21 protein-coding genes are annotated in these 24,762 nt (G+C 67.8%); 5 read left to right on the top strand and 16 right to left on the bottom strand.

The genetic code is table 11. From position 1 onward, the window contains the following. Positions 1 to 112: 112 nt before the first annotated feature. The 3 genes from BHE97_RS08890 to hisF are packed head-to-tail and all read right to left on the bottom strand — an operon-like array spanning position 113 to position 4,452. On the bottom strand, positions 113 to 1,885 hold the full coding sequence (locus BHE97_RS08890) for an ABC transporter ATP-binding protein (protein ID WP_201791387.1): 1,773 nt from the start codon (positions 1,883 to 1,885) through the stop codon (positions 113 to 115). After that, positions 1,878 to 3,701, bottom strand: coding sequence for an ABC transporter ATP-binding protein (locus BHE97_RS08885; RefSeq protein ID WP_170931348.1), 1,824 nt, complete (start codon positions 3,699 to 3,701; stop codon positions 1,878 to 1,880). The genes BHE97_RS08890 and BHE97_RS08885 overlap by 8 nt, the downstream gene beginning before the upstream one ends. Continuing rightward, positions 3,691 to 4,452 (bottom strand): imidazole glycerol phosphate synthase subunit HisF, encoded by a 762-nt coding sequence (hisF, locus tag BHE97_RS08880; protein ID WP_087623681.1) that lies wholly within the window; start codon positions 4,450 to 4,452, stop codon positions 3,691 to 3,693. Before hisF ends, BHE97_RS08885 begins: the two co-directional genes overlap by 11 nt. 33 nt (positions 4,453 to 4,485) lie before the next feature. Here hisF and BHE97_RS08875 point away from each other — a divergent pair, with 33 nt between their 5' ends. Further along, positions 4,486 to 5,103 carry a hypothetical protein gene (locus BHE97_RS08875; RefSeq protein WP_087623680.1) on the top strand — a complete coding sequence of 206 codons (618 nt, stop codon included), beginning with the start codon at positions 4,486 to 4,488 and terminating at the stop codon, positions 5,101 to 5,103. A gap of 119 nt (positions 5,104 to 5,222) precedes the next feature. Here BHE97_RS08875 and priA read toward each other — a convergent pair whose 3' ends face one another. After that, entirely contained in the window at positions 5,223 to 5,969 is a 747-nt protein-coding gene (gene priA / locus BHE97_RS08870; RefSeq protein WP_201791386.1) for a bifunctional 1-(5-phosphoribosyl)-5-((5-phosphoribosylamino)methylideneamino)imidazole-4-carboxamide isomerase/phosphoribosylanthranilate isomerase PriA, read from the bottom strand. Positions 5,970 to 6,081: 112 nt separating this feature from the next. Here priA and BHE97_RS08865 point away from each other — a divergent pair, with 112 nt between their 5' ends. After that, a complete protein-coding gene (locus BHE97_RS08865) occupies positions 6,082 to 6,726 on the top strand; it encodes a YitT family protein (RefSeq protein WP_236757600.1) in 645 nt (214 codons plus the stop codon). A 15-nt stretch (positions 6,727 to 6,741) separates the two neighbouring features. Here the strand turns inward: BHE97_RS08865 and hisH are convergent, their stop codons facing one another. From hisH to hisD, 4 genes are all read right to left on the bottom strand, one after another. Next, a complete protein-coding gene (gene hisH / locus BHE97_RS08860; protein WP_170931347.1) occupies positions 6,742 to 7,383 on the bottom strand; it encodes an imidazole glycerol phosphate synthase subunit HisH in 642 nt (213 codons plus the stop codon). Between the two features lie 64 nt (positions 7,384 to 7,447). Further along, positions 7,448 to 8,050: an imidazoleglycerol-phosphate dehydratase HisB gene (gene hisB / locus BHE97_RS08855; RefSeq protein WP_087623678.1), complete on the bottom strand. Its 603-nt coding sequence runs from the start codon at positions 8,048 to 8,050 to the stop codon at positions 7,448 to 7,450. After that, a complete protein-coding gene (locus tag BHE97_RS08850) occupies positions 8,047 to 9,126 on the bottom strand; it encodes a histidinol-phosphate transaminase (protein ID WP_236757599.1) in 1,080 nt (359 codons plus the stop codon). The genes hisB and BHE97_RS08850 overlap by 4 nt, the downstream gene beginning before the upstream one ends. A gap of 1 nt (position 9,127) precedes the next feature. Continuing rightward, positions 9,128 to 10,420, bottom strand: a complete 1,293-nt coding sequence (hisD, locus tag BHE97_RS20385; RefSeq protein ID WP_236757613.1) for a histidinol dehydrogenase — start codon at positions 10,418 to 10,420, stop codon at positions 9,128 to 9,130. A 103-nt stretch (positions 10,421 to 10,523) separates the two neighbouring features. Here hisD and ybaK point away from each other — a divergent pair, with 103 nt between their 5' ends. Beyond that, on the top strand, positions 10,524 to 11,012 hold the full coding sequence (gene ybaK, locus BHE97_RS08845) for a Cys-tRNA(Pro) deacylase (RefSeq protein ID WP_087623676.1): 489 nt from the start codon (positions 10,524 to 10,526) through the stop codon (positions 11,010 to 11,012). On the opposite strand, the gene BHE97_RS08840 is transcribed toward ybaK, so the two are convergent. The 5 genes from BHE97_RS08840 to BHE97_RS08820 form a co-directional block, all read right to left on the bottom strand. Beyond that, positions 10,956 to 11,495 carry a hypothetical protein gene (locus tag BHE97_RS08840; RefSeq protein WP_087623675.1) on the bottom strand — a complete coding sequence of 180 codons (540 nt, stop codon included), beginning with the start codon at positions 11,493 to 11,495 and terminating at the stop codon, positions 10,956 to 10,958. The genes ybaK and BHE97_RS08840 overlap by 57 nt on opposite strands. Further along, positions 11,492 to 15,031, bottom strand: coding sequence for a DNA polymerase III subunit alpha (gene dnaE / locus BHE97_RS08835; protein WP_087623674.1), 3,540 nt, complete (start codon positions 15,029 to 15,031; stop codon positions 11,492 to 11,494). Before dnaE ends, BHE97_RS08840 begins: the two co-directional genes overlap by 4 nt. Positions 15,032 to 15,159: 128 nt before the next feature. Further along, positions 15,160 to 15,963: an ABC transporter permease gene (locus BHE97_RS08830; protein WP_087623673.1), complete on the bottom strand. Its 804-nt coding sequence runs from the start codon at positions 15,961 to 15,963 to the stop codon at positions 15,160 to 15,162. Continuing rightward, positions 15,960 to 16,943, bottom strand: coding sequence for an ATP-binding cassette domain-containing protein (locus tag BHE97_RS08825; RefSeq protein ID WP_087623672.1), 984 nt, complete (start codon positions 16,941 to 16,943; stop codon positions 15,960 to 15,962). The genes BHE97_RS08830 and BHE97_RS08825 overlap by 4 nt, the downstream gene beginning before the upstream one ends. Positions 16,944 to 17,015: 72 nt before the next feature. Beyond that, entirely contained in the window at positions 17,016 to 18,239 is a 1,224-nt protein-coding gene (locus BHE97_RS08820; RefSeq protein ID WP_087623671.1) for a pyridoxal phosphate-dependent aminotransferase, read from the bottom strand. A 155-nt stretch (positions 18,240 to 18,394) separates the two neighbouring features. Here BHE97_RS08820 and BHE97_RS08815 point away from each other — a divergent pair, with 155 nt between their 5' ends. Next, positions 18,395 to 19,369 (top strand): hypothetical protein, encoded by a 975-nt coding sequence (locus tag BHE97_RS08815; RefSeq protein WP_087623670.1) that lies wholly within the window; start codon positions 18,395 to 18,397, stop codon positions 19,367 to 19,369. A 78-nt stretch (positions 19,370 to 19,447) separates the two neighbouring features. Here BHE97_RS08815 and BHE97_RS08810 read toward each other — a convergent pair whose 3' ends face one another. From BHE97_RS08810 to BHE97_RS08800, 3 genes are read right to left on the bottom strand one after another with little or no spacing between them, the layout of a single operon-like run. Next, the gene (locus BHE97_RS08810; RefSeq protein WP_087623669.1) at positions 19,448 to 20,374 is read right to left on the bottom strand and encodes an RluA family pseudouridine synthase; all 927 of its coding nucleotides are present in this window, start codon (positions 20,372 to 20,374) and stop codon (positions 19,448 to 19,450) included. A 28-nt stretch (positions 20,375 to 20,402) separates the two neighbouring features. Then, positions 20,403 to 20,906 (bottom strand): signal peptidase II, encoded by a 504-nt coding sequence (locus BHE97_RS08805; RefSeq protein WP_236757598.1) that lies wholly within the window; start codon positions 20,904 to 20,906, stop codon positions 20,403 to 20,405. Positions 20,907 to 20,956: 50 nt separating this feature from the next. After that, on the bottom strand, positions 20,957 to 21,358 hold the full coding sequence (locus BHE97_RS08800; RefSeq protein WP_087623747.1) for a TraR/DksA C4-type zinc finger protein: 402 nt from the start codon (positions 21,356 to 21,358) through the stop codon (positions 20,957 to 20,959). 61 nt (positions 21,359 to 21,419) lie between these two features. Here BHE97_RS08800 and ileS point away from each other — a divergent pair, with 61 nt between their 5' ends. Further along, the gene (gene ileS, locus BHE97_RS08795) at positions 21,420 to 24,587 is read left to right on the top strand and encodes an isoleucine--tRNA ligase (protein WP_201791384.1); all 3,168 of its coding nucleotides are present in this window, start codon (positions 21,420 to 21,422) and stop codon (positions 24,585 to 24,587) included. The last annotated feature ends 175 nt before the right edge of the window (positions 24,588 to 24,762 follow it).

The raw sequence follows: 24,762 nt of genomic DNA, 5'->3' as shown, positions 1-24,762 counted from the left end.
AGCCGCCCAGCCCTCGGTCGGCGTCGGGTGGACGGAGAATGTGACTCTGTGGCTGCTATCACGACCACGGAATCACATCCTGTGTCGGTCGAATCGTGGCCGCGCCGAGGGGTCAGCCGTCGAGGGAGGCCTGGGCGACCCAGCTCGCGTGCAGACGCGCGTACACGCCCCCAAGTGCCACCAGCTCAGCGTGCGTGCCGTCCTCGACGAGGCGTCCGCCGTCGAAGACCAGCACGCGGTCGGCGTTCTCGGCGGTCGAGAGCCGGTGGGCGATGGTGACGCTCGTGCGTCCGGCGAGCAGCCGGTCAAGCGCGCGTGTGGCGCGGAGCTCGGTCTGCGGGTCGACCGCGCTGGTGGCCTCGTCGAGCACCAGCAGATCCGGATCGGCCAGGGCCGAGCGGACGAGCGCGACGAGCTGCCGTTCACCCGCCGACAACGACTCGCCACGCTGCCCCACGGGCGTGTCGAGACCGCGGGGCAGGCCCGCGTACCAGTCAGCCAGGCCGAGAGCGGCGATCGCCTGCACCAGCTCCTCGTCATCGGCCTCGAAACGGCCGTAGCGCAGGTTCTCGCCGAGCGTGGCATCGAAGAGGAAGCCCTCCTGCGGCACCATCAGCACATGCCGTCGCAGGTCGGCGAACCCGACCTGACTGATGTCGACCCCGCTCAGCAGGACCTGCCCCCGCGTGGGATCCATCAGCCGGGTCAGCAGCTTGGCGAACGTAGTCTTGCCCGATCCGGTCTCCCCCACGACCGCGACCCGTTGCCGCGCGGGGATCGAGACCTCGATATCGCGGAGCACGGGAGGGCCTCCCGGATAGGAGAACTCGACCTGCACGAAGCGGGCATCGAGATCGCCATCAGGGAGCCGCGTACCCGACGATCCGGGATCGACCACATCGGCCGGCGTCTCCAACAACTCGATCACCCGACGCCACGAGGCGATCGCGTTCTGCGCATCGGCGATCACCTGGGTGGCCTGCTGGGCCGGGCCGGTGAACAGACCGACGAGGAAGATGAAGGCCACGACCGTGCCCATGGTCAGCTGATCGAGCATGCCCAGCCACAGCCCGATGCCGAGCACCGCGGCGTTGGCGATGCCGCCGACGATGATGGCCGAGCCGAAGGTGCCCGCCGTGATCGTCTGAGCTCTGACGTTGTTGCGGTAGTTGGTGCGCACCGCCTGGTCGATGCGCTCCTGTGTGCGCTCCTCGACTCCATAGGACCGGACCACGGCCGCGCCGACGACGGGCTCGGCGATGACCGCGAGCATGTCCGCGATGCTGGCGCGCACCCGGTCATAGGCCCGCGACATCGCCGAGGCGAAGAATCTCAGGGCGAGCGCCAACGGCACGAAGGCCACGAGCACGACGAGGGTGAGCTGCCAGGACAGTGCCGCCATGACGACGAGGGCAACGAGCATCTGACCGACGCTGGTGATCATCATCATGCCGGCGAACTGCAGAAACTGCGATATCTGGTCGACATCGGATGTCACCCGCGACACCAGCGCGCCGCGGCGCTGCGTGTTCTGCGTGAGCGTGGAGAGATCGTGGACGTGCCGGAAGGCCGAGATCCGCAGCTCGGCCAGACCCCGCTCGGTCGAGGTGAAGATCCGCACCTTGGACCACCAGCCGGTGACCATGATCGCGAGGATCACCACGGCGGCGATGCTCACGGACCGGATGATCGCGTCGGTGTCGACGCCGCCACCTCCAGCGAGACCGTCGTCAATCGCCCGGCGGACCACGAGCGGCACGATCGCTCCGCCGGCGGTGCTGACCAGGGCGAGCAGCATCGTCAGTCCTAGTCCCTCGGTGATCGAGGGCGACATCGACAGTCCACGGCGGATGACCTTCAGCCCGCCGTCGCGCGGCTCACTCATGGTCGACCTCCTCACGGGCCTGGTCATAGGCGTCGACGATATTGCGATAGGCACGCGAGCGATCGCGGAGCTCGGCATGCGTCCCGCGGTCGGCGATCTTGCCGTTGGCGAGGAAGATGACCTCGTCGGCGAGACCGATGGTCGCCTTGCGGTAGGCCACGACCAGCACGGACGGGCCGGATCCGGATTCGCTGCGTTCGGCGAGAGCACGCAGGATGCGTTGCTCGACATCGGGGTCGAGGGCGCTCGTCGCGTCGTCCATCACCAGCAGGCGCGGCTCCCGCGCGAGCGCGCGGGCCAGCGCGATGCGCTGTCGCTGACCACCGGAGAGGCTCGTGCCGCGCTCCCCGAGCTGCGTATCGAGCCCCTGCGGCAGATCGGCCACGAAGCGGTCGGCTTGCACATCGCGCAGCACCGACCAGATACGGTCCTCGGGGATCTCCCGGTCGAGCACGATATTGGCCCGGACGGTGTCGTCGAAGAGGAAGGTCGACTGCGCCACGAGGGCCGCAGTGCTCGTGAGCGCCGCTTGCGAGAGCTCCTGGACCCGGACTCCGTCGTAGCGCACCGCACCGGCATCGGCGTCGACGAGACGAGTGACGAGCGATGTCAACGTGCTCTTGCCGCTGCCGGTCGACCCGACCACGGCCACCACCCGGCCCGCGGGGACGCTGAACTCGACATCGCGCAGCACCGTGGTGTCGGGCTCGTCGGGATGGGCGTAGTCGAGACCGGTCACGTCCAGGCGCACGGCTCCGCTGCCGGGCAGCGCCCGCTCGCCGTAAGGCATGTGGTCGTCATCGTCCAGCACGCGGCGGACCCGGTGCCAGCCGATGACGGCGCGCGGCAGCTCCCCCAGCACCCAGCCGAAGGAGCGCACCGGCATCGCCACGACGGTGAACAGGAAGGCCACCTGGACCACGTCACCGGGCGCCGCCGCGCCACTGGCGATCCGCTGGGCGCCCACGCCGATGACCAGCAGCACGCCGAGATTGGGCAGAGCCTCGATGACGGGGTCGAACACCGCACGAACCCGGCCGACCGCGACATTGGCGTCGCGGAGCCGCTCGCTGACCCGCGCGAACCGGGCCGTCTCGTCGCCCTCGCGACCGAGCGACTTCACCACGAGGGCACCGTCGAAGGACTCGTGGGCGACGGCCGACACATCCCCGCGCAGGCTCTGCGCGAGGGCCAGCCGTGGCCCCTGCCAGCGCTGATAGACCGCGTTCACGACGAAGAGCAGCGGGAAGACGACCAGGCCGATGAGCGTGAGAACCGGGTCGGCGGCGGCCATCGTGCCGATCGCCGCGAGGAGCATCGCGATGACGCCGAGCGCCATCGGCAGCGGCATGAACACGCTCCACGTCGCCTCGACATCGGCATTGGCGTTGCTGAGCAGCTGCCCGGCCGGGTGCCGGTGATGCCAGCGCAACGGAAGCTGGAGGTACTGGCGCGTGACCCGCAGCCGGTCGTCGCGCACGAGGCGGTAGAACACGACGCCGCCGGCGAGCCGACGCCCGATGACGCCGATCATCCGCAACAGCGCCGCGACGATGAAGAGGATGATCCCGGTGTAGAGCCCCCCTCGCGCCACCTCTCCGTCGGCGAAGGAGGGCGTGATGACGTGATCGGTGGCCCAGCCCAGCACCCAGGCGTCCGCGACCGTCATGACGCCGAAGAGCAGCGAGAGCACCACGGCGAGCGCGAACATCCACGGCTCGCGCCGGATGCCGACGCCCATGACGCCGAAGCCCCGGCGGGTCAGCCGGCGGGTGTCGTCACTGCCGAGAGAGTCCAGTGGGGCGTCAGCGGACATCGTGACCCGCTGAGCGCAGCGCCTCCTTGACCTGACCGACGGTGAGCTCTCCGAAGTGGAACACGCTGGCCGCGAGGACCGCGTCGGCGCCGGCATCGACCGCGGGCGCGAAGTGCTCGGCACGCCCGGCGCCCCCGGAGGCGATGAGCGGGACGTGCGTGGCCGCGCGAGCCGCCCGGATCATGTCCAGGTCGAAGCCCTGCTTGGTGCCATCGGCATCCATCGAGTTCAACAAGATCTCCCCTGCCCCCAGTTCGGTCGCGCGGCGCACCCACTCCACCGCGTCGATACCGGCCGAGCGGCGGCCACCGTGTGTGGTCACCTCGTAGCCGCTGGGCTGGTCAGGGCTACGCCTGGCGTCAACGCTCAGCACGAGCACCTGATTCCCGAAGCGGTGAGCGATCTCCGCGATGACCGCCGGGCGGGCGATCGCGGCGGTGTTGATGCCGACCTTGTCCGCACCCGCGCGCAGCAGGCGATCGACGTCCTCGGCGGTGCGGACCCCGCCGCCCACGGTGAGCGGGATGAAGACCTGCTCGGCGGTCTGACCGACGATGTCGTACGTGGTGGAACGGTCCGAGCTCGAGGCCGTGATGTCGAGGAAAGTCAGTTCATCGGCGCCCTCGGCGTCGTAGACCCGGGCCATCTCGACCGGGTCTCCCGCATCGCGCAGATCGACGAAGTTGACGCCCTTGACGACGCGGCCGGCGTCGACGTCCAGGCAGGGGATCACGCGGACGGCTAGGCTCACAGTCCGAGACTATCGGTGCGAGCAGGAGGAACGATGAGGAAGGTCATGGCCCTCGCGGCCGCGGCACTGGTCCTGGCGGCGTGCGGCGATGGCGGTGGGGACGACGACCCCGCCCCGACGACCCCGGCTCCCAGCACGTCGGAGCCGAGTGAGGAGCCCTCTCCCGAGCCGAGCGAGGACCTTCCCGAGGCCAGTGAGCTGCTGCTCGCCCCCGGCGCCATCGGCGACGCGAGGGTCGGGATGACGATCGAGGAGGCGCTGTCCACAGGTCTCTTCGTCAACGAGGGGCCCGAGCGGTGCGAGGGAGCTCCTGACCAGGGTCTGGCCTGGAAGCCGCCCTTGGACGACACCTTCGATGTCTATGTCGCCGACGGCCGCATCGCCTCGATGGGGGTCAGGGCGGAGGGCCCGACGAATGCCGAGGGCCTCGGGGTCGGCAACACCCTGCTGGACTTCCGCGGCGTCTACGAGACCGCTGAGATGCGCGAGGCCGGCTACGGTCAGACCGGGCTGTTCCTGAGCGACGGCGACAACTGGCTCGGCATCCTCTTCGATTCCCCTCTGGACACGATCGAGGAGACGACTCCCGTCACCTTCATGGAGGTCACGGGCAGCGACAGCCGACCGAGTCTGCAGCGCGACGGCTGCTGACCTCACCCGGGCGGTGAGCAGTCGCCCATCGAGTGCCGCTGCGTCGTCGAACCCCGGTGGTCGAGGGCACGCCGCTACCGAGCGAGCTATCCACCGGCGATGGTTGACCCGACGGTCGCTCAGACCTCCGCGACGGCCGCGAGTGCCTCGGGAAGGGTGAACGAACCGGCGTAGAGAGCCTTGCCGACGATCGCTCCTTCGACACCGATGGTCGTGAGCGAGGCGATCTGGCGCAGGTCCTCGACGCTGGAGACGCCACCGGAGGCGACGACGGGCTTGTCGGTACGCTCGCACACCAGCTGCAGGAGATCGAGATTGGGGCCGCGGAGCGTGCCGTCCTTGGTGACATCGGTGACGACGTATCGGGCGCAGCCGTCGCGCTCCAGGCGGTCGAGCACCTCGAAGAGATCACCGCCCTCACGAGTCCAGCCGCGGGCCGCGAGCTGGGTGCCGCGCACGTCGAGGCCGACGGCGATGCGGTCCCCGTATTCGCTGATCGCGCGCCGGCACCACTCGGGATCCTCCAACGCGGCGGTACCGAGGTTGACCCGGCGGCAGCCGGTGGCGAGAGCGGCCTTGAGCGAGGCATCGTCGCGGATGCCCCCGGAGAGCTCGACCTTGATGTCGAGACGTCCCACGACCTCCGCGAGCAGCTCGCGGTTGTCTCCCTTGCCGAAGGCGGCATCGAGATCCACCAGGTGGATCCATTCGGCACCGTCGTTCTGCCATTGCAGAGCGGCATCGAGTGGGGCGCCGTAGGCAGTCTCGCTGCCGAGCTCGCCTTGCACCAGCCGGACGGCCTGGCCGTCGGCGACATCGACCGCGGGGAGAAGTTCGAGAGTCACGCGCTCGATCGTATCGCCCATCCGGCCTCCACCGACTTTTGGCCGCTCGTGGCCCGTTGTACCGGTGAGTAACGGGCCACAAGCGGACACAAGTCGAGCCTGTAGAGTAGGCCGGTCGCCCAGAGGAGGAATGGTGGAGGCACCGCGCCGCGAGAACACCCACGACGAGATCGAGCCCAGCGCCGTGACGCTGCCCCACACCCCCGTCGAGGACCTCCTCGGTGTGCTGACCGGGACCTTCCTGGCTGCCTTCGGTCTGCACCTGCTGCACGCCGCGGAGGCCGTCACCGGAGGCACCGCGGGCCTCGCACTGCTGGTCACCTATGCGACGCCGCTGCCCTTCGCGATCGTGTACGCACTCGTCAACGTCCCCTTCTTCGCCCTCGCGGCCTGGAAGAAGGGGTGGCCCTTCACGGCCAAGTCCATCGTGGCGGTCGCGTTGGTCTCGGGCTTCGCGGAACTGCACGCGCGCCTGCTGCCACTGACGGAGACCGGACTGGCCTATGCGGCGATCGCCGGCAACCTGCTCGCCGGCGTCGGACTTCTCATCCTCTTCCGGCACGGGGCGAGCCTCGGTGGGTTCAACGTGCTGGCGCTCATCGCACAGGAGAAGCTCGGGCTGCGGGCTGGCTACGTGCAGATGGGACTCGACACCGCGGTGGTCATCGCCGCCCTGGCGGTGGTGCCCCTCGGCAATGTCGCGCTCTCCGCGGTCGGCGCGGTGGTCCTCAACATCGTGCTGGCCTTCAACCACCGCCCCGAGCGCTACCGGGCCTGAGCCGCGCCTCCTAGGTCAGAGCGTCGCGATCCAGTTCTCGAGGAGTTTCCGGCCCGCGTCGCCGGACTTCTCCGGGTGGAACTGCGTCGCCCACAGCGGGCCGTGCTCGACCGCCGCCACGAATCGATCCGGCGGATAGGAGGTCCAGGTGGCCCGCGGCGGAGCCAGCGGCCCGCCCTCGGACACCTCCCACCGCCGTACGCCGTAGGAGTGCACGAAGTAGAACCGCTCCTGCTCGATGCCGGCGAACATCCGTGATCCCTCGGGGGGCTCGACGGTGTTCCAGCCCATGTGAGGAACGATCTCGGCCTGTAGCCGCTCCACCGTGCCCGGCCATTCACCGCACCCGCGGGTACGCACCCCGTGCTCGATCCCCTCGGCGAAGAGGATCTGCATGCCCACGCAGATCCCCAGCACCGGACCTCCCGCGATCAGCCGCCGTTCGATGATGCGCTCACCGCCCACCTCGCGGAAACCCTCCATGCATGCGGCGAAGGCACCCACACCCGGCACGAGCAGTCCATCGGCCCGTTCCGCGGCCTCGGCATCCGAGGTCAGCTCGACCTCGGCCCCCGCCCGCTCGACCGCGCGGACGGCCGAGCGCAGATTGCCCGAACCGTAGTCCAGCACCGCGACGATGGGTGCCCCTCGTGTCACAGCACGCCTCCGGCGTTCCTCTGGGTGATCGGGCAGCCGCGAGGCACGAGCGGCGTATCGAGATTCACAGCGCGCCCTTGGTGCTCGGCACGCCGGTCTCGCGCGGGTCGAGGGCGACCGCCTCACGCAGGGCGCGTGCGAGGGCCTTGAACTGGGCCTCGGCGATGTGGTGCGGATCGCGGCCACCGAGCAGCGTCATGTGCACGGTGATGCCCGCATGGTGCGCGATCGACTCGAAGACGTGCGAGGTCAGCGAGCCGATATACCGATCGCCGATCACCGCCGTGATCTGGCGCTCCGGCTCGCCGGCGTGCACGAAATAGGGCCTCCCTGACACATCCACGACGCAGGCGGCGAGCGCCTCGTCCAAGGGGATCGTGGCATTGCCGTAGCGCCGGATACCGGACTTGTCGCCCAGCGCCTCGCGCAACGCGTCGCCGATGACGATCGCCGTGTCCTCGACGGTGTGGTGCGCGTCGATGTGCAGATCGCCCTCGGAGCGCACAGTGAGATCGATCAGCGAATGCCGCGAGAGCGCCGTCAGCATGTGATCGTAGAAGCCCACGCCCGTGCTGATGTCGGCGCGGCCCGTGCCGTCGAGGTCGAGCTGGACCGAGACGCGGCTCTCCGATGTCTGACGCTCGATAGTGGCGGTGCGGTTGCTCACCGGGGATCGACCTCCGAAAGTGCGGTATAGAAAGCGTTCATCTCCACGGGCGTGCCGACCGAGACGCGCAGCCAGCCCTCGGGACCAGTCTCCCGGATCAGCACGCCGCGGTCCACGAGACCCTGCCAGATGGCGTGCCGGTCGGCGAACCGCCCGAAGAGCACGAAGTTGGCATCGGACTCGGCGACCTCATGTCCTCTGCAGCTCAGCCAACTGGACAGCTCGTCGCGAGCGGCGCGCAGGGCATCGACCTGGGCCAACAGTTCGTCACGGTGGCGCAGAGCCGCGAGCGCCGTGGCCTGGGTCACGGCGGACAGGTGATAAGGCAGCCTGACGATGCGCAGAGCGTCGATGATCGCCGCATCGGCGGCCGCATAACCGAGCCGGCCCCCCGCGAGCGCGAAGGCCTTGCTCATCGTGCGGCTGACGATCAGGCGCGGGTGGGCCTCCAACAGTTCCAGCGCCGTCGGCGTGCCGGCGCGGCGGAACTCCGCGTACGCCTCGTCGACGACCACGACGCCGGGAGCGACGGCCAGGACCCTCTCGACGGTCGAGAGCGGCAACGCCGTCCCGGTCGGATTGTTCGGCGAGGTGAGCAGCACGACATCGGGGCTCTCCGCCTCGATGAAGTCCACGGCGAGGTCGGGGTCGACCGTGAAGTCGTCGTCGCGCGGCGCCGTGATCCATCGCGTGTGCGTATCGCGCGCGTACTCGGGATACATCGAGTACGTCGGCGCGAAGGACACCGCGGTACGGCCGGGCCCGCCGAAGGCCTGCAGGATCTGCAGCATGACCTCATTGGAGCCGTTGGCGGCCCACACCTGCTCACCGGAGAGCCCGTGCCCGAGGTAGTTCGCTAGCGCCGCGCGGAGCTCAGTCGCCTCGCGGTCGGGATACCGGTTCAGCCCGAGGACGGCCTCGCGCACCGCGACCGCGATATCGTCCGCGATCGCCGCACTCGGCGCGTACGGGTTCTCGTTGACATTGAGCATGATGACATCGCTCAGCTGCGGAGCACCGTACGGTTCGTAGGGGCGCAGATCCTCGCGGATCGGCACCCAGGAGGGCAGTGCCACGTCAGCGCTCCGTCCGGATCGAGACCGCGGCGCCGTGGGACGGCAGATCCTCGGCCTCCGCAAGTGTGACGACCTTCTGCCCCACCTCGCCGAGGGCCTCGGCGGAGTAGGTGACGACGTGCATGTTCTTGCAGAAGGCACGCACCGACAATCCCGAGGAGTGACAGGCGCACCCCGCGGTCGGCAGCACGTGGTTCGAGCCCGCCGCGTAGTCGCCGAGCGAGACAGGAGTGAAATCGCCGACGAACACGGCACCCGCGTTGATGATGCGCGCCGCGACGGCGGCGGCCTCGCGGGTCTGGATCTCCAGGTGCTCCGCGGCGTACGCATTCGCGACGTCGATCGCCTGGTCGATATCGCGCACCAGCACCGTGGCGGACTGTCGGCCCTCCAGCGCTGTCGAGATGCGCTCGTCGTGCTTGGCCTGGGGCACCTGACGGGTCAGCTCGGCGTCGACGGCATCCGCGAGGGACTCGCTGTCGGTGATCAGCACGCTCGCGGCGAGCGGATCGTGTTCGGCCTGGCTGATGAGGTCTGCCGCGACATAGGCGGCTTCGGCGGAGTCATCGGCGATGATCGCGATCTCGGTGGGTCCGGCCTCGGAGTCGATCGCGACGACGCCCTGCAGGTACCGTTTGGCGGCGGCCACGAAGATATTGCCCGGCCCGGTGATCAGGTCGACCTTGGGGCAGTCCTCCGTGCCGTAGGCGAACATGGCGAGCGCCTGCGCTCCGCCGGCCGCGTAGACCTCGTCGATGCCCAACAACGCGCAGGCCGCGAGGATCGTGGGGTGTGGCAGGCCCTCGAAGTCGGACTGCGGGGGGCTGGAGAGGGCGATACCCGGCACCCCGGCGACCTGAGCCGGCACCGCGTTCATGACGACAGTGCTGACGAGCGGCGCGAGCCCACCCGGGACGTACAGTCCGACACGCTGCATCGGCACGATCCGGCGCTCGACGCGGGCCCCCGGAGCCACCTCGGTGGTGACGGACCTCTCGAGCTCGGCCTCGCAGGTCGCGCGCAGGCGGGAGATCGACTCCTCCAGACCCGCGCGGATCGCTGGATCGAGCTCTGCCAGCGCCCGGCTCATGGCCTCGGCCGGCACCCGGAGCCGCTCGGGCCGGACGCGGTCGAACCGCTCGCCGGCCTCCAGCACGGCGACGGAGCCACGCTCACGGACATCGGTGCAGATCGGTTCGACGGCAGCGAGCGCATGCTCGACATCGACCTCCGCGCGCGGCACCGCATGACGGTACTCGCTCGCAGTCGAGGGGTCGACAGAGCGCAGGTCCAGACGTCGAAGGTTCACGACAGAAGTCTACGGAACCGCAGCGGCACCGGACCTCGCGCCACCGCCGCCGTTCCGCGAGAGGCCGGCGAGGCCCTACCGTGGGCAGGTGGCCAAGAGGACGAGCACGGAGAGCACGCCCGCGTTCACCGCACTGCGGCGGGCGGGCGTGCGCGCCACGGCACACTCCTATGAACACGATCCCCGAGCCGAGTCCTTCGGCCTCGAGGGTGCTGAGGCACTCGGGCTCGACCCCGCCCGCGTGTTCAAGACCCTGGTGATCGATATCGGGGGCCGTCTCGCCGTGGCGGTCGTCCCCGTGTCCGCCCGGCTGGACCTCAAAGCCAGCGCGGCCGCGCTGGGGACCAAGCGGGCGACCATGGCCGACCCGGAGGCCGCGCAGCGCGCCACCGGCTACGTGGTGGGTGGGATCTCGCCCTTCGGCCAGCGCACCCGGTTGCGGACCGTGGTCGACACGAGCGTCAGAGCGTGGCCGACCGTCTTCGTGTCCGGCGGACGTCGCGGGCTCGAGGCGGAGGTGTCACCGGACGATCTGATCGGCATCACCGATGCCATCGTCGCTGCCATCGCCCGCTGACTCGCGCGGCGCCGCGGGGCGTACATAAACCGAGGCGGCAAGGCCCAGCAGCCCGCCGATGACCCACGACAACAGCGGCGAGAAGGCGTCGAGGGCGAAGCGCAGCGGGACGCGATCGCCGACCTCGATGCCCGTCACACCCGCCGGGTCCGGCGGACCGAAGGCCAGTCCGACACGCGAGCACAACAGTGCGGCCACCAGACCTGCCACCACCACGAGCGGCACGAGGATCCAGCCGTCCGGTGATCGCCACCGCTCGAGGGCCCAGCCGCCGATCAGACCCACCACGCCCCCGATCACCACGAACCAGGCGACGATGCCGAACTGCTGAGCCGCGGCGGCCTCGTCGAGCACGAGTCCTTGTTCGGTGTACAGCCACTGCGCCGGCTCGGCGATCAGCAACCACAGGAATCCGCAGGCGATTCCCACGAGCGCCGCGAGGAGGACGACCAGGACCGCGGCACTGAGCCGCGTCCTACTCATCCGAGGCACCCGGGACCGAGCAACTCTTTGAGATCCGCGAAGAGCGCAGAGCTGGTCGACACACGCAACGAGGTGTCCAATCGCATGGTCTTGACGGTGTCACGGCCCGCCAAGCGCAGATGCACCTCCGTCACGCCCGGATGGGAGGCGAGCACGCTCTTGAACGAGGCGACCGTCTCCGGGGTGCACAGGCCGACTGGCATCGTCACCGTCAGTGGAGCATCGGTCCTGCCCTGGGTCATGGACGGCCGGGTGATCTCCTGCGCGGACAGGTCGATGCCGTCGTCGCTGCGCCGCAGCCGGGCCTTGACCACGACCACGGAGTCCGGCACCAGCACCGGGGCGGCGAGATTGTAGGCGGCGGGGAACACCATCACGTCGACCGAGCCCTCGAGGTCCTCGATCGTGACCGAGGCCCAGGTGTCGCCCTTCTTGGACAGTCGACGCTGCACATTGGTGATGAGACCGCAGATCTTGACCGAGGTGCCATCGGGGCGCTCGGTGTCCTCGATCAGATCGCCGATCGAGACATCGCTGCTCGCGCGCAGGACGTGCTCGAGGCCCGCCAGCGGGTGATCGGACACGTACAGGCCGAGCATGTCGCGCTCGAAGCTCAGCAGCTGGGTCTTGTCCCACTCGCCGACATCGGGCAGGACGATGCTGACGACCTTCTGGTCGTCCTCCCCTCCCCCGAACAGCGAATCCTGGAACTCCGAACCCTTCTTGAGCGCCGCATAGCTGTCGACCGCGTCCTCCGCGATCGCATTGAGCGCCCGGCGCCGGTGATTCAGCGAGTCGAAGGCACCGGCCTTGATCAGCGAGTCGACGAGCCGCTTGTTGCAGACCTGCCCGGGCACCTTGTCCAGGAAGTCCGTGAAGCTCGTGTAATGCCCCTTCTCCTCACGCGTGCGCACCATCTCGTTGACGACATTGGTGCCGACATTGCGCACCGCCGTCAGGCCGAATCGGATATCGGTGCCGATCGTGGTGAAGTTCTGGAAGGACTCATTGACATCGGGGGGCAGCACCTTGATGCCGAGCCGGCGGCACTCGCCGAGGTAGATGGCCGACTTGTCCTTGTCGCCCTTGACGCTGGTGAGCAGCGCGGCCATGTACTCGGCCGGATAGTGGGCTTTGAGGTAGGCCGTCCAATAGGACACCACACCGTAGGCGGCCGAGTGGGCCTTGTTGAAGGCGTAGTCGGCGAAGGGCACGAGGATGTCCCACAGCGTCTTGATGGCCTCCTTGGAGAAGCCCTTGTCCAGCATGCCGCCCTCGAAGCCCACGAACTCCTTCTGCAGGACCTCGCGCTTCTTCTTGCCCATGGCGCGGCGCAGGTTGTCGGCTTGTCCGAGCGTGTAACCGGCCAGCTCCTGGGCGATGCTCATGACCTGCTCCTGATACACGATCAGGCCGTAGGTGGTGCCGAGGATCGGTTTGAGCGCCTCGGTGAGCTCGGGGTGGATGTAGTCGATCTTCTGTCGGCCGGTCTTGCGCTTGGCATAGTTGGTGTGGCTGTCGGCGCCCATCGGGCCGGGACGGTACAACGCGATGACGGCCGAGATGTCCTCGAAGTTGTCCGGCTGCATCATGCGCAGCAGCTGGCGCATGGGCCCGCCGTCGAGCTGGAAGACGCCGAGCGTGTCGCCGCGCCCGAGGAGCTTGTAGGTCTCCGGATCGTCGAAGGGGATGTCCTCCAACACCAGCTCATGATCGCGGTTGGCCTTGATGTTCTCGACCGCATCGTCGAGGACCGTCAGGTTGCGCAGGCCCAGGAAGTCCATCTTGACCAGCCCGAGCGATTCGCACATCGGGTAGTCGAACTGGGTGATGATGGCGCCGTCCTGCTCGCGCTTCATGATCGGCACGATGTCGAGCAGCGGCTCGCTGCTCATGATGACGCCGGCGGCGTGGACGCCCCACTGGCGGATCTGCCCCTCCAGGCCGAGCGCAACGTCGAAGACCTTGCGGACATCGGGGTCGTTCTGGTGCAGCTCGCGGAAGTCCTTACCGTCGCCGTACCTGCTGTGTTTCTCGTTGAACAGCTCCGACAGCGGCACGCCCTTGCCCATGACATCGGCCGGCAGTGCCTTGGTGATCTTCTCGCCCATCGCGAAGGGGTAGTCGAGCACCCGGGACGCGTCCTTGATCGCGGCTTTGGCCTTGAGCCGGCCGAAGGTGGCGATCTGGGCCACGCGCTCCTTGCCGTACTTCTGGGTGACGTATTCGATGACCTCGCCGCGACGACGCTCGTCGAAGTCGATGTCGAAGTCGGGCATCGAGGGTCGCTCGGGGTTGAGGAAGCGCTCGAAGATCAGGCCGTGCTGCAAGGGGCACAGGTCGGTGATGCGCAATGCGTAGGCGGCGATCGAGCCGGCACCCGAACCGCGGCCCGGGCCCACACGGATGCCGTTGTCCTTGGCCCAGTTGATGAAGTCCGCGACCACGAGGTAGTACCCGCAATACCCCTTGGTACGGATGACGTCGAGCTCCTTCTCCGTGCGCTCGCGCACGTCATCGGAGAAGTCGTCGCCGTAGCGCGCCCGGATACCGTTCCAGACCTCCTTGACGAACCAGGACTCCTCGGTCTCGCCCTCGGGGATATCGGCACGGGCCATGTAGCCGCCGGTGGACTCGGTGAAGTTGATATCGCAGCGCTCGGCGATGAGGAGGGTGTTGTCGCACGCCTCTTTCATTCCGTAGGTGTCCTCCCACACCTCGCGCATCTCGGCGGCCGACTTGATGTAGTACCCGCCGCCGTCGAACTTGAGGCGCTTGGGATCGCTGAGGGTCTTGCCGGAGGCGATGCAGATCAACGCATCGTGGGCCTGGGCGTCATCGGGGTGGGTGTAGTGCGAGTCATTGGTGGCCACGGGCGGGATGCCGAGCTCGCGGCCCAGCCGGAGGAGATCGTCGCGGACCACCTTCTCGATCCCGAGGCCGTGGTCCATCAACTCGAGGAAGAAGTTCTCCTTGCCGAAGATCTCCTGGTACTCCCCCGCGGCGCGTCGGGCCTCCTCGTACTGTCCGAGTCTCAACCGGGTCTGCACCTCACCGGAGGGGCATCCCGTCGTGGCGACGATCCCCGAGGCGTACTCCTGCAGCAGCTCACGATCGGCACGTGGCTTGTAGTAGAAGCCTTCCTGGCTCGAACGCGAGGAGATGCGGAACAGATTGTGCATGCCCTCGGTGCTGGTCGCGAGCATGGTCATGTGCGTGTAGGCACCGCCACCGGCGACGTCGTTGCCGTTCTCCTCGGCGGTGTCGCCCTTGCCCCACCGGACGCGGCGACGCTCACCACGATGCGTGCCCGGGGTGAGGTACGCCTCCATGCCGATGATCGGCTTGACCCCGTGGTCACGGGCCTTGGACCAGAAGTCGTAGGCACCGTGCACATTGCCATGGTCGGTCATCGCGATGGCCGGCATCCCCAGCTCGGCGGTCCGCTCGAACAGCCCGTCGAGCAACGCGTGCCCGTCGAGCATCGAGTACTCGGTATGGACGTGCAGGTGCACAAAGCTCGAGTTGCTCGGCATCGCGGTGGTGGCCTCCAGACATGACGTGGCTCGGTGCCCACGAGGGCGGCGTCGGGGAAGGTCTTCAGCCTACGCCCACGCACTTGGTGGATCGGCGAGGCGCTCCGGGCACGGGCGGAGCGCCTCGCTCACTTGCCGGTCGTGCGCTGGTACTGACGCACCGAGAGCGGCACGAAGACCAGCAGGATGAGGACGATCCAGAGCAGTGTGTACAGCACCGGATGCTGCATCGACCACACCTCCGGCACGTGCATCCCGTCGGGGACGTTGCCGAAGAGCTCACGCACCCCCTGCGTGATCGCCGAGACCGGGTTCCACTCCACGACATGGCGCAAGCCCGAGGGGAAGGACTCCAAGGGCACGAAAGCATTCGAGACGAAGGTCAACGGCATGATCACCAGGAAGGAGGCGTTGTTGATGACATCGACACTCGGCACGATCAAGCCGATGAAGGCCATCACCCAGCTGATCGCGTAGGCGAACACCAGCAACAGCGCGAACGCCGCGGCGGTCTCGAGGATCGACCCGTGCGCCCGCCAGCCGACGAACAACCCCGTGATCGCCATGACGGCGAGCGAGACCACGTTGTAGACGACATCGGAGGTCGTGCGTCCCACGAGCACCGCCGAACGGGACATCGGCAGGGAACGGAACCGGTCGATGAAGCCCTTCTGCATGTCCTCGGCGAGCGCGGCCCCGGAATAGGTCGCACCGAATACGACCGTCTGCGCGAAGATACCGCCGATCAGGAACTCCTTGTAGTCCAAACCGGGGCCTGCGTCGATCGCCCCGCCGAAGACATAGGCGAACAGCAGCACGAACATGATCGGCGACATCAGGACGAAGACCATGATCTCCGGAACCCGCTTGATCTTGATCAGATTGCGCTTGGCGACGACCCAGCCGTCGGTGGCGACCCGCAGTGGGCTCATCGGGAGACCTCCTCGGTGGCGTCATCGGTCTGGCTGTCGCCCGCCTCGGCCACGTGACCGGTGAGCTCGAGGAAGACATCGTCGAGGGTGGGGCGGCGCAGACCGATGTCCAGCAGGGCGATATCGGCCTCCGCGAGACGGTCGAGCAAGACGCGCAGCTGACCAGCACCGTCCCCGCTCACCGCGGCGGAGAGCCCGCGATCACGACGGATGACGTCCCCTGCCGCGATCTCGCCGAGCAGGCGGGCCGCATCATCGGTCCGAGCGCCGTCGGCGACGACGAGCTCGATCCGCTCCCCACCGGTCTGGGACTTGAGCTCATCAGCGGTGCCCTCGGCGATCGCACGCCCCTGATCGATGACGACGATGTTGTCGGCGAGCAGATCGGCCTCCTCGAGGTACTGCGTCGTGAGCAGCAGCGTGGCTCCCGAGCCGACGAGATCCCTGATCACATCCCACATCTGCTGCCGACTGCGGGGATCGAGGCCGGTGGTCGGCTCGTCCAGCACCAGGACGGGCGGCTCCGCGACCAGGGCGCCGGCAAGATCAAGCCGTCGGCGCATGCCTCCGGAGTAGGTCTTGGAGGGCCGGTCGGCCGCATCGGTGAGTCCGAAGCGCTCGAGCAGCTCCCTGGCCCGAGCGCCGGCACGTCTGGCACTCATGCCGTAGAGGCGCCCCACCATCTGCAGGTTCTCGAAGCCGGTGAGGTACTCGTCGACCGCGGCGTACTGGCCCGACAGTCCGATACGGCGGCGCACGCCGTTGGGATCGGCGAGGACATCGACACCCGCGACCTCGGCCTGGCCGTCATCGGGCTTGAGCAGGGTGGTCAGGATCCGGACGGCGGTGGTCTTGCCCGCGCCGTTCGGGCCTAACAGCCCCAGCACGGTGCCCTGAGGCACCGTGAGATCGAGGCCGGACAATGCCTCGACCTCGCCGTATCTCTTGACCAGGCCTCGTGCCTGGATCATCTCGCCCATCAGGGTCTCCTCACCGTGACTCGTGCTGTAGACGCTAGACCCCGCCTCCGACAGAATCGATCGGCGCGCGATTCACCGAGGCTGGTAACTCGAGAGGAAGTTGCCCAGTCGCTGGATGGCCTCGGCCAGGTCCCGGGACCACGGAAGCGTCACGATGCGCAGATGGTCCGGCTGCGGCCAGTTGAAGCCGGTGCCCTGTGTGATGAGGATCTTCTCGCTGACCAGCAAGTCGAAGGCCAGCCGCTGATCGTCCTCGATCGGATAGACCTCGGGATCCAGGCGCGGGAAGGTGTACAGCGCCCCTCTCGGGCGGACGACGCTGACACCGGGGATCTTCTCCAGCTCCGCCACCGCGGTGTCGCGCTGCTCCAGCAGTCGCCCACCGGGGAGGATGAGTTCCTTGATGGACTGATATCCGCCGAGTGCGACCTGGATGGCATTCTGGGCCGGGACATTGGGGCACAGTCGCATCGAGGCCAGCAGCGTGATGCCCTCCAGATAGTCGTGAGCGCGTTCGAGCGGGCCGGTGACGACCAGCCAGGCCGAGCGGTAGCCGCACACGCGATAGGCCTTGGAGAGGCCGTTGAAGGTCAGCGTGAGGACATCCGAGGCGATACTGGCCAGGGGGATGTGCACGGCATCGTCGTAGAGGATCTTGTCGTAGATCTCATCGGCCATCAGCACGAGATTGTGCCGTCGGGCCAGGTCGGCGATGCGCGTGAGCGTCTCACGGCTGTAGACCGCCCCGGTCGGGTTGTTGGGGTTGATCACCACGATCGCCCGGGTGCGATCGGTGATCTTGGACTCCAGATCGTCCAGATCGGGGTTCCAGTCGTTGTCCTCATCGCACAGGTAGTGCACGGGCACGCCCCCCGCGAGATTCGTGACCGCGGTCCACAGCGGATAGTCGGGGGCCGGGATCAGCACCTCGTCGCCGTTGTTGAGCAGCGCCTGCAGGGCGATCTGGATCAGCTCGGACACGCCGTTGCCGAGCCACACGTCGTCGATGTCGATCGCCGGGAAGCCCTCCTGCAGCTGGTAGTGATGCACGACCGCGCGGCGGGCGGGCTGGATGCCGCGCGAGTCGGAGTAGCCCGCAGAGGTGGGCAGTGCGGCGATGACGTCCTGGAGGATCTCGCTCGGCGCGTCGAATCCGAAGGGCTGCGGGTTGCCGATGTTCAGCTTGAGGATGCGATGCCCTTCGGCCTCCAGGGCCGCGGCGCGGGCGCTGACGGGTCCTCGGATGTCGTAGAGGACATCGCGCAATTTCTCGGACTGACGCACCACGGGACTCATGACCACATTCTGTCACCTCCCCCACCAGGCCCGAGAACCCGTTGAGTGTGACGTTTGGATGGTGAATTCGTCGTTTCTGCCGTCCAAACGTCACACTCAACGGGTTCCTGTGGATGACGGGAGCGGGACCGAGTCGTTTCGCTGACGATCGTGGGATGCAGAACCCCTATTTCCCGGTCGTCCGGACGTCGACCCTCCGAGCCTCCGGGGTGAGCAAAGCGACGGTCCAGGGTCCTCAGTGGCAGCGACGTGCGCGCGGACTTCTCGTCCCAGCGAACACCGGACTCGACGCACTGACCGGACGGCTCGGGGACGCTGCCGCTCTCGCCACGGAGGGATGTGCCATCGGAGGATGGGCTTCGTTCGCCGTGCAAGGCAACCCATGGCTGAGCGGTCCCGATCCGGAGCAGGTACGCGACGTCCTCGTCCACTGTCCTCCCGGACGCCAATTGCGCGCTCGCACGGGGATCCGACCTTTCCGAGGGCTGACCTATCCCGATGAGATGCTCGACCTCGACGGACTCACCGTGACGACGATGGCCCGCGCGGCATTCGACGAGATGCGGCTCGCGCGATCGCTGCGCGAAGCGGTGATCGCACTCGATATGGCGATCAGCACCGCGCACGGAGCACCTCATACCACCCTCGCCCGGGTGGCAGCCGTGGTCGGAGCGCATCACAAGGTCAAAGGCCTCCTGCGAGCCCAGGAAGCCCTGCCGCTTGCTTCGAGGCGCTCAGCCAGCCCTCTGGAGACCTCGACGAGGTTGGTTCTCACGCGGGACGTGGGGGTCGAGCGAGTAGCGGTCAACGTGCCGGTCTTCTCCCCGGCGGGAGATCTCCTGGGCATCGTCGACCTCCTCGATCTCGATTCGGGGCTGATGGTCGAGACCGACGGCGAACACCATCGGGACCTGATCCATCACACCAAGGACAACTGGCGCGAAGAGAAACTGGAACGTGCTGGCGCGGTGGTAAGCCGGGTGACGGCCTGGGACCACCGCGATCGGCTCGCGCTCTCGGCTCGGTTGAACGAAGCGCGCCGAGCCGCCGGTCGCATCCACGACCACCGTTGGACGCTCGCCCAGCCCGACTGGTGGCGCAAGTGGGAGCCCGCCCGTCGCTGGGACTGAGAACCCATTGAGTGTGACGTTTGGACGGCAGAATCCTGGTTTCTGCCGTCCAAACGTCACACTCAACGGGGTCGTGGGTCAGGCGAGGTCGCGGACGATGTCGAGGGCTCGCTGCAGGTCATCGGGGTACGGGGACTCGAACTGGACGTACTCGCCGGACCGCGGATGAACGAAGCCGAGGCGCACCGCGTGCAACCACTGGCGGTCCAGGCCGACCCGCACGGCGAGGGTCGGATCTGCCCCGTACTGCAGGTCGCCGACACACGGGTGCTTCAAAGCGCTCATATGCACGCGGATCTGATGCGTACGTCCGGTCTCGAGCTTGATCGTCAGCAGCGAGGCATAGCGATGCGCCTCGAGGGTGTCATAGTGCGTGATGCTCGGGCGCCCGTCACCACGGACCGTGAACTTGAAGTCGTGTTTGGGATGTCGGGCGATCGGAGCGTCGATCGTGCCCGTGTGCGGATCCGGATGTCCCTGCACGAGCGAGTGATAGGTCTTGTCGACCGTCCGATCGCGGAAGGCTTGCTTCAGCACCGAGTAGGCCTGCTCGGACTTCGCGACGACCATGAGACCGCTCGTGCCGACATCGAGACGCTGCACGATGCCCTGGCGCTCGGGCGCGCCCGAGGTCGAGATCCGCACCCCCGCCCCGGCCAGATGCCCCGAGACCGTCGGCCCCTCCCAGCCGACGCTCGGATGCGCCGCGACACCGACCGGCTTGTCCACCACCACGATGTCGTCGTCCTGGAAGACGATGTCCATGCCCTCGACGACCTCGGCCACCACCTCCGCGACCCGCGCCGAGGGGATCTCCGCCTCCAGCAGTACGCCAGCGGCGACACGCTCGGACTTGACCGGAGCCACACCGTCCAGCAGGACGAGACCCTCCGCGATGAGCTCGCCGCCGCGGGTACGCGACAGCCCGAACAGTCGCGAGAGCGCGACATCGACTCGCTCCCCCGCCAACCCCTCGGGTACGTAGACCGCCCTGCGCTCGCTCACTGCTCAGCCTCCCCGGCTTGGACCGCACTCATACCTCGCCCTCCTCGGTATCGGTCGCCGGGCGCTTGGCTTGCTCGCGGGTGCCGTCCAGGCCGATGCCTTGGAAGGCACGGATGACGATCATCACCGCGGCGATGTTGAGTGAGAGGTCGGCGATATTGAACACGAACCAGTCGAAGAGCTTCAGGAAGTCCACCACGTGCCCGTGCAGAGCCCCCGGTGCCCGGAATATCCGATCGGTCAGATTGCCCAGCGCCCCGGCCAGGAAGAAGCCGAAGGCCACCGCCCACCACCGGTCCCGCAGACGGCGGGCCATGAACAGGAGCGCGACCGTGGCGATGATCGCGATCATGCTGATGACGATGGTGAACTGCGCGCCCGTGCCGAAGGCGGCGCCCGGATTGCGCAAGAAGCTCAGCCATAGCACTCCGGGCACGACGGTGATGCTGTCGGAACCCTCCAGATAGGCGACCGCGAGGACCTTGGAGATCTGGTCGACACCCCAGACGAGGGCAGCGACGATCGCGAACAAGCCGATACGCGACCGGCGGGGACTCTGGGGTGTGGCGCTCGCTGCGTTACTCAGCGGCGCTCTTCTTTCCTCTTGCATTCCATGCACAGCGTAGCCCGTGGGAAGGCGAGGAGCCGCAACTTGCCGATCGGTTGGCCGCAGTTCTCGCAGATCCCATAGGTTCCGTCGCCGAGTCGTTCGAGCGCCTTCTCGGTCTGGCTGAGCAGTTCCTGCTGGTTGGCGGCAAGCGACATCTCCGCATCGCGCTCCAGGCTGGTCGAACCCACATCGGCCTGGTCGTTGCCGGCACCGTCGACTCCCGAGGCGAGCAGATCGCGCAACTCCGCCGCGGAGGTCTTCAGCTCGGCGGCGAGTCGATCCAGGCCACCGAGAAGCTCTGCGCGGACCTGCTCGATCTCCTCATCGGTCCACGGATCCTCGTCGGCGCGGACCGTCAATGACGTACTGGGCATGCGGGGACAGTAGACCGGAGCCGCCACCGAGGCAAGTCCGGGGGTCCGTAGAATCGATCGTGTGACTTCGAACGCCCCGACCCCGCCCGATTCCGCCCGGAGCTATCGCCCCGTGCCGGCCCAGATCGACCTGCCGGGGGCCGAGCGCGAGATCCTCGACTTCTGGCGCGAGAACGGCACCTTCGCCGCCTCCCTCGACACTCCTGCCGATGCCCCGCGTTGGACCTTCTATGAGGGCCCTCCCACGGCCAACGGCACGCCGGGTACCCACCATGTCGAGGCACGTGTCTTCAAGGACGTCTTCCCCCGGTTCAAGACGATGCAGGGCTATCACGTCGACCGCAAGGCCGGCTGGGACTGCCACGGACTCCCCGTGGAGATCGCGGTGGAGAAGGAGCTGGGCTTCAACGGCAAGCCCGATATCGAGGCCTTCGGCATCGCCGAGTTCAACGCCCGCTGCCGCGAAGCGGTCCTGCGGAATGTCGACCAGTTCGAGGAGATGACCGACCGGATGGGCTATTGGGTCGACATGAGCGACCCGTACCGCACGATGGACCCCGAGTATGTGCAGAGTGTCTGGTGGGGACTCAAGCGGATCTTCGATCAGGGCCTGCTCGTCGAGGACTACCGAATCGCCCCCTACTGCCCCCGATGCGGGACCGCGCTCAGCGATCACGAGGTCGCGCAGGGCTATGAGGACGTCGTCGACCCCTCGATCTACGTACGCTTCCCGCTGACCTCGGGACCGTGGTCCGGCACGGATCTGCTGGTGTGGACCACCACCCCGTGGACGGTCGTGTCGAATACCGCGGTGGCGGTGCACCCCGAGGTCACCTATGTCATCGCCACCGATGGCGATGACAGCGTCGTGGTGGCCGAGGATCTCGTCGCAAAGGCCCTCGGCGAGGGCTGGGAGGTCGCCCACCGGATCACCGGCCGCGAGATGGAGCGCTGGACCTATCAGCGCCCGCTGAAGCTCGTCGACTTCCCCGAGCCGGCGCATTTCGTGGTGCTGGCCGAGTACGTGACCACCGAGGACGGCACCGGCCTGGTGCACCAGTCCCCCGCCTTCGGCGCCGACGACATGGCGGTCTGCCGCGCCTATGGGCTGCCGATCATCAACCCCGTGGCCCAGAACGGGCACTTCACCGACGACATCCCGGTGGTCGGCGGGCAGTTCTTCAAGGACGCCGATCCTCTCCTCGTGGAGCTCCTGCGCGAGCGCGGGCTCCTGTTCCGGTCGATGGACTACGAGCACTCCTATCCGCACTGCTGGCGCTGCCACACGCCGCTCATGTACTACGGACTGCCTTCGTGGTACATCCGCACCACCCAGCGCAAGGACGATCTCCTCGCCGCCAATGAGTCCACCATCTGGTATCCCGAGCGGGTCAAGCACGGCCGCTACGGCGACTGGCTGGAGAACAATATCGACTGGGCGCTCTCGCGCAACCGCTTCTGGGGCACACCGCTGCCGATCTGGCGCAATGACGAGGACCCCTCCAAGCTGATCTGCGTCGAATCCCTGGCCGAGCTGTCCGAGCTGACCGGACGCGACCTGTCCGAGCTCGATCCCCACCGGCCTTTCATCGACGACATCACCTTCACCGTCGACGGCGAGCCGGGCACCTACCGTCGAGTGCCTGAGGTCATCGACGCCTGGTTCGACTCGGGTTCGATGCCTTTCGCCCAGTGGGGCTACCCGCACGTCGACGGCTCGAAGGAACGCTTCGAGCGAGCATTCCCCGCGCAGTACATCTGCGAGGCGATTGACCAGACCCGCGGCTGGTTCTACTCGCTGATGGCTGTCAGCACACTCGTGTTCGGTCAGAACAGCTACGAGAATGTCGTCTGCCTCGGTCACATCCTGGCCGAGGACGGCAAGAAGATGAGCAAGCATCTGGGCAACATCCTGCTGCCCATGCCGCTCATGGACGAGCACGGCGCCGATGCCCTGCGCTGGTTCATGGCGTGCTCCGGTTCGCCGTGGTCGGCTCGCCGGATCGGCAATGCGGCGCTGACCGAGATCGTGCGCAAGGTGCTGCTCACCTACTGGAACACCGTCGCCTTCCACGTCCTCTACGCACGCGCCGAGGGGTGGTCCCCGGGCGCATCGCGGGCCCCCGCGGCGACCGAGCGCCCAGTCCTCGATCGCTGGCTGCTGTCGCAGACGCATCGGCTCATCGGCGATGTCACCGAGGCCCTGGAGGATTTCGACACCCAGACCGCGGGGCAGCGCCTCGCGACCTTCATCGATGATCTGTCGAACTGGTACGTGCGACGTTCGCGCAAGCGCTTCTGGCGGGGGGACACGGCCGCGCTGGCCACCCTGCACGAGGTGCTCGACATCGTTACACGACTCCTCGCTCCGCTGGTGCCGTTCATCGCCGAGCGGGTGTGGCGCGATGTCATCGTCCCGGTCACGCCGGACGCCCCTTCCTCGGTCCATCTCGCGGCCTGGCCGGTGGCCGACGCCGTGTTGATCGAGGACGGCCTCGCCGAGCGGGTCGACCTCGCCCGCCGGGTCACCGAGTTGGGTCGCGCGGCGAGGGCCGAAGCCAAGGTCCGCACCCGGCAGCCCCTGCGTCGCGCACTCATCGGCTCGGCACCCTATGAGGCCTTGAGCGCGGATCTGCGCGCCGAGGTCTGCGAGGAGCTCAACATCCGCGCGATCGAGTCCCTCGCGAGCGTGGGCGGCGACCTCGTCGACTACAGCGTGAAAGCCAATTTCCGGGCTCTCGGCAAGCGTTTCGGCAAGGGCACTCCCGCGGTCGCAGCGGCGGTGGCGAGTGCCGATCCCGTCACCTTCGCCGGACTCGGTGAAGGGACGGTGACGATCGAGGTAGAGGGCGAGAGCGTCGAGATCGGCGCCGACGATGTGATCATCACCGAGCGTCCTCGCGAGGGCTGGGCCGTGGTGAACGAGCAGGGCGAGACCGTCGCACTGGACCTGGAGCTCGATGACGAGCTGCGGCGGGCCGGTCTGGCTCGTGAGATCGTGCGCGTGATCCAGGAGGCCCGCAAGAACTCGGGTCTGGAGATCACCGATCGCATCGAGGTGCGCTGGGATGCCGAGGAGACCGCATCGGCCGCGATCGACGCCTACGCCGACAGCATCGCCGAGGAGGTGCTGGCGGCAGCCTTCGTCCAGGACCCCGCCGTGAGCGATGAGGACTCGGCCGTGCGCGATGACGACCTGTCCCTCGCCTTCACGCTGACTCGCGTCTGACCGGCGAGCCGCTCTTACCGGTTTGTGGTCCTGGAATCGGGCCTGGCGCTGCTGACCTATCCGAAGGATGTGCTTTGGTGGTCGCGATGACGGCCGCGAAAGCACATCCTTCGCGGGCGATTCATGCAGGAGCCCAGAGACACAGCAAGGGCCCCGCACCGATCGGTGCGGGGCC

The sequence above is a fragment of the Aeromicrobium sp. PE09-221 genome, from assembly GCF_002174305.1.
Taxonomy (GTDB): domain Bacteria; phylum Actinomycetota; class Actinomycetes; order Propionibacteriales; family Nocardioidaceae; genus Aeromicrobium.
Note: the sequence above shows the minus strand (reverse complement) of the source record. Positions and strands in the feature narration are given on the sequence as shown.